The sequence below is a fragment of the Faecalicoccus sp. genome (assembly GCF_036552745.1).
Lineage (GTDB): Bacteria > Bacillota_I > Bacilli_A > Erysipelotrichales > Erysipelotrichaceae > Faecalicoccus.
In genome coordinates, this window is sequence record NZ_JAXKBY010000071.1 from 1 (window position 1) to 5,349 (window position 5,349).

5 protein-coding genes and 1 other annotated feature are annotated in these 5,349 nt (G+C 42.1%); all 5 genes read left to right on the forward strand.

Features of this window, described 5'->3' with window-relative positions; translation table 11 throughout:
* The first annotated feature begins 57 nt into the window (after window positions 1-57).
* Window positions 58-308: a binding site (T-box leader), on the forward strand.
* A 53-nt stretch (window positions 309-361) separates the two neighbouring features.
* Window positions 362-2,035 carry a 2-isopropylmalate synthase gene (locus U0M88_RS03440; protein ID WP_331868919.1) on the forward strand — a complete coding sequence of 558 codons (1,674 nt, stop codon included), beginning with the start codon at window positions 362-364 and terminating at the stop codon, window positions 2,033-2,035.
* A gap of 3 nt (window positions 2,036-2,038) precedes the next feature.
* Window positions 2,039-3,298, forward strand: a complete 1,260-nt coding sequence (leuC, locus tag U0M88_RS03445; RefSeq protein WP_168966171.1) for a 3-isopropylmalate dehydratase large subunit — start codon at window positions 2,039-2,041, stop codon at window positions 3,296-3,298.
* Between the two features lie 3 nt (window positions 3,299-3,301).
* Window positions 3,302-3,790, forward strand: a complete 489-nt coding sequence (gene leuD, locus U0M88_RS03450; RefSeq protein WP_168966173.1) for a 3-isopropylmalate dehydratase small subunit — start codon at window positions 3,302-3,304, stop codon at window positions 3,788-3,790.
* Window positions 3,791-3,794: 4 nt separating this feature from the next.
* The gene (leuB, locus tag U0M88_RS03455) at window positions 3,795-4,871 is read left to right on the forward strand and encodes a 3-isopropylmalate dehydrogenase (protein ID WP_331868920.1); all 1,077 of its coding nucleotides are present in this window, start codon (window positions 3,795-3,797) and stop codon (window positions 4,869-4,871) included.
* Between the two features lie 55 nt (window positions 4,872-4,926).
* Window positions 4,927-5,349, forward strand: a 423-nt coding sequence (locus U0M88_RS03460; protein WP_331868921.1) for a non-canonical purine NTP pyrophosphatase, incomplete at its 3' end; no start/stop codon positions are given.

The following is a 5,349-nucleotide window of genomic DNA, read 5'->3' on the forward strand; positions in this document are numbered from 1 at the left end:
AAGTTACATTTTGGTGTTGAAATCTTTGAATACTGTTGATATACTTCAACTAAGTTAAAAAACGCGATGACAGGGAGCTGTCAAAAAATGATGTTTTTAAGAGAGCGATTGGCTGGTGAAAAATCGTAAATATCTTTTTGACACACTCACCCTTGAGCAGCTTTACTGAAACAAGTAAGTAAAGACGGAAACTCACCGTTATCAGGAGAAAACAATTCGCATTAGCTGATTGTAATGAGTGGTTACTAGTTTGTGACAATGAGAGTGGTACCGCGGGAAACTATGGCGTTATAGTCCTCGTCTCTCAAGGCATAAGTCCTTGGGGATGAGGACTTTTTATTGGTTAAAGGAGATTGAAAACATGATGGATGCAAGTAAGTATGCCCCAGGTTATTATCCACCAAAGGAAAATGAATATCGCTGGGTCAAAAAGGATCACATTGAAAAGGCACCGGCCTGGTGTTCAGTTGATCTAAGAGATGGAAACCAGGCATTGATTGTACCGATGTCTTTGGAAGAAAAACTTGAGTTTTATCAGATGTTACTGGAAATCGGGTTTAAGGAAATCGAAGTAGGCTTTCCGGCTGCCAGTCAAACGGAGTATGAATTCTTGCGAACGATCATTGAAAGAAATATGATTCCGGAAGATGTAACAGTACAAGTATTGACACAGTGTCGTGATCATATTATTCGAAAGACATTTGAAGCAGTCAAAGGGTCACCTCGTGCAGTAATTCACTTCTATAATTCAACGAGTGTGGCACAAAGAGAACAAGTTTTCCAAAAATCAAAAGAAGAGATCAAACAAATTGCCGTAGAAGGTGCTAAGTTAGTCAAGAAGTTATCCGAAGAATATGAAGGAAATTTCCTGTTTGAGTATTCTCCGGAATCTTTTACAGGAACGGAACCAGATTACGCTTTGGAAGTTTGTAACGCGGTTTTGGATGTGATGCAGCCAACAGTGGATCGACCGATGATCATCAATTTACCGGTAACAGTGGAGATGAGCTTGCCGCATGTGTATGCCAATCAGATCGAATATTGTTCAGATCGTTTGAAATATCGTGATGCGGTTATCTTATCGACACATCCGCATAATGATCGGGGAACCGGTGTAGCAGATACCGAGCTGGCTTTGTTGGCTGGGGCACAGCGTGTAGAATGTTGTTTATTTGGAAATGGAGAACGTACCGGAAATGTGGATGCGATTACATTAGCCATGAACATGTATTCGCATGGAGTCGATCCCAAACTGGATTTCTCGAATATGCCGCACATCTGTGAAGTGTATGAGCGTGTCACAAGAATGAAGGTCAACGATCGTCAGCCTTATGCCGGCAGTCTTGTGTTTGCGGCTTTTTCCGGATCGCATCAGGATGCAATTGCCAAAGGTATGCACTATCGAAAAGTCCATCAACAACATCAATGGAACTGTCCGTATTTGCCAATCGATCCAACGGATGTGGGACGTACATATGATGCGGATGTGATTCGTGTAAATTCACAAAGTGGAAAAGGTGGAATCGGGTATATTCTGGAAGAAAGTCACGGATTCCATTTGCCGCCTAAGATGCGTGAAGATTTCGGATACGTCGTTAAAGATATCAGTGATAAAAATCACAAGGAGTTAAAACCGGAGGAAATTTATCAAGTCTTTAATGAGACATATTGTAACAAGATGATGCCGCTACACATCGTAGAAGCACATTATATTCAACAAAAGGGAAATAATATTACCGCCATGTTGAGTATTGAAAAAGATGGACAGATGCATGAATGCAGTGCCAAGGGAAATGGTCGTTTAGATGCCGTCAGCAATGCCATCAAACTGGAAATGGGTTACAGCTATGCCTTAGAAACCTATACCGAGCATTCGTTGGAAGATATGGGCAGTGGCTCACAAGCTGTCAGCTATATCGGTTTGAAGTGGAAAAATGGTTCTACCAGCTGGGGTGCCGGTTTGGATACCGATATTATTCGTTCCGGTATCAAGGCACTAGTTTCGGCTATCAACAATAAGCCGCAGGAGGATTAAACTATGGCAATGACAATGACACAAAAGATTCTGGCAGCCCATGCCGGATTAGAGGAAGTAACAGCCGGCCACTTGATCATGGCCGATTTGGATGGTGTGTTGGGAAATGATATCACAACGCCGGTAGCCATTCAGGAATTTGAAAAGGCTGGATTTGATAGCGTATATGATAAAGAAAAGATCAATGTCGTATTGGATCACTTTGTTCCTAATAAAGATATCAAAGCGGCTAAACAGTCAAAGACTTGTCGTGATTTCTGTCATAAACATTCCATCAAGAATTTCTTTGATGTGGGAAAGATGGGAATTGAACATGCTCTTTTACCGGAGCAGGGGATCGTAACGGCCGGGGATTGTATTATCGGTGCCGATTCTCATACATGTACGTATGGAGCTTTGGGTGCCTTTAGTACCGGTGTTGGCTCGACGGACATGGCAGCGGGTATGGCTACCGGAAAAGCCTGGTTTAAAGTACCGGAAGCCATTCAGGTCGTTTTAAAAGGTAAATTATCTCCTTTTGTTTCCGGAAAAGATGTGATCTTACACTTGATTGGCTTGATCGGTGTGGATGGCGCTTTGTATCGTTCTTTAGAATTCTGTGGGGAAGGTGTTTCTTCTTTAAGCATGGATGATCGCTTGTGTATTTGTAATATGGCGATTGAAGCTGGTGCCAAAAACGGCATTTTCCCGGTGGATGATATCACCATACAATATATGGAAGGGCGATCACAAAGACCATGGAAGGTGTATGAAGCGGATGATGATGCTTCGTATATCAAAACGATTGAAATTGATCTTTCTTCTTTGGAACCGACTGTTTCCTATCCGCATTTACCGGAAAATACACATTTGGCTAAAGAAGGAAAGAATATTAAGATTGATCAGGTTGTAATTGGATCTTGTACCAATGGTCGTTTGGAAGATATGGAAGCTGCTTATCAGATCCTTGATGGAAAACAAGTGGCACCGGATGTACGTGTGATCATCATTCCGGCTACGATGGCTATTTATAAAGAATGTCTTCGTCGGGGTTATACGGAAAGTTTTATTGATGCCGGTTGTGTGGTTTCCACGCCAACCTGTGGACCTTGTTTAGGTGGATATATGGGTATTTTAGCTGAAAATGAGCGTTGTGTATCCACGACCAATCGAAACTTTGTCGGACGTATGGGTGATACATCCAGTGAAGTTTATTTAGCCAGCCCATATACGGCTGCAGCCAGTGCGTTGACTGGGTATATTACAGATCCAAGGGAGGTATAATCGATGGAGAACGCAAAAGGAACCGTATTTAAATATAAGGATAATGTCGATACCGATGTCATCATACCAGCACGATATTTAAACACACCCAACGCCAAAGAATTGGCCAGTCATTGTATGGAAGATATCGATACTTCCTTTGTACAAAAAGTACAGAGTGGGGATATTATGGTGGCTGGATACAACTTTGGCTGTGGATCAAGTAGAGAGCATGCGCCACTTGCCATCAAGACGTGTGGTATCAGTGTGGTCATTGCCAAAAGCTTTGCCCGCATTTTCTATCGCAATGCCATTAATATTGGACTTCCGATTCTGGAATGTGAAGAAGCAGCCGATCAGATCCAGGCTGGTGATGAAGTAACGGTGGATTTTAACACCGGGGTCATCAAAGATCTCACGCAGAACAGAGAATGGCAGGCACAGCCGTTTCCGTCATTTATTCAAAACATTATTGACAAAGGTGGCTTGATGGCCAGCCTTAAGGAGAAATAAGCGTATGGAAAAGAAAATCGGTGTAATTCGAGGCGATGGTTCTTCTCCGGAAATTGTGCAGGAAGCGTTGCGTGTGCTACAAAAAATTGAAACATTGTTTTCGCATCACTTTACCTTTGAAGAAATCAATATGGGTGGTGCTGCCATTGATAAATATGGAGAGCCCATGCCGCAGCACGAACTGGATAAATGTTTAGCCTGTGATTCCGTCTTGTTGGGGGCTATCGGCGGCCCTAAATGGGAAGGCTTGCCAGGTGAAAAGCGACCGGAAAAAGGATTATTGAAGCTAAGAGCCGGCATGAAGCTTTATTCAAATAATCGTCCGGCTACTTTATGGCCGCAGTTGGCTGATGCTTCTCCATTAAAAAAGGAAATCGTGGATAAAGGCATTGATTTTGTGGTTGTGCGCGAGTTGATTGGTGGCGTTTATTTTGGAAAGCACGAAACATTTATAGAAGATCAGGAAGAAAAAGCTGTGGATACTATGCCATACAGCTGGCATGAGATCGAACGAATTGGACGCATTGGTTTTGAAATGGCACAAAAACGGCGTAAGAAACTTTGTCTGGTTGATAAGGCTAATGTCCTGGATACATCTCGTTTATGGCGTAAAGTCTTACAGTCGATCAAAGAAGATTATCCGGATGTAGAATACAGTGAGATGTTTGTGGATAACTGTGCTATGCAGATTTGTAAAGATCCCAGCCAGTTTGATGTGATCGTCACAGAAAATATGTTTGGTGATATTTTAAGTGATGAAGCCAGTCAGATCACGGGTTCCATCGGTATGATCCCCAGCAGTTCTTTAGGGGATGGCACAAGAGGCTTATATGAACCGATCCATGGTTCGGCACCCGATATTGCCGGTATGGATATCGTAAATCCCATTGCCTGTATTTTAAGCGCAGCGATGATGCTTCGATACAGCTTTGATATGGAAAAGGAAGCTTCGTGCATTGAACAGGCGGTACATCATGTTTTGGATGCCGGATATCGTACGCAGGATATTTATACGGAAGGTATGAAAAAAGTGGGTACTAAAGCTATGGGCGATGTAATCTTAGAAGCTATGCACGTATAAAGAGTTCAAATTGATTTGAGCTCTTTTTTTGTCTATAATGCTTGTGGTGATAAAAATGAAAACAATATGGATTGCGACTTCCAATATGCATAAAGTAGAAGAGTTTCAAAATATGCTGCAAGGAAAGGCCAATGTAAAATGCTTAAAAGATCTTAATAAGAAGATTGAAATTGTAGAAGATGGTAAGACATTTGAAGAAAATGCCTTGATCAAGGCACGTAGCTTATATCAGGTTTTAAAAGAGCCTGTGATCAGTGATGACAGTGGAATCGAAGTGGATGCGATGGATAAAAGGCCGGGTGTGTATTCAGCACGTTTTATGGGCGAAGATACCGATTATGCGATCAAAAATCAGGCAATCATCGATGCGGTTAAAGGAAAAATCAAGACTGCTCGTTATGTCTGTGTGATTGCCTATATTAATGAAAACGGACAGGAAAAAACATACAGGGCAACGATTGAGGGTGAGATCAATGAT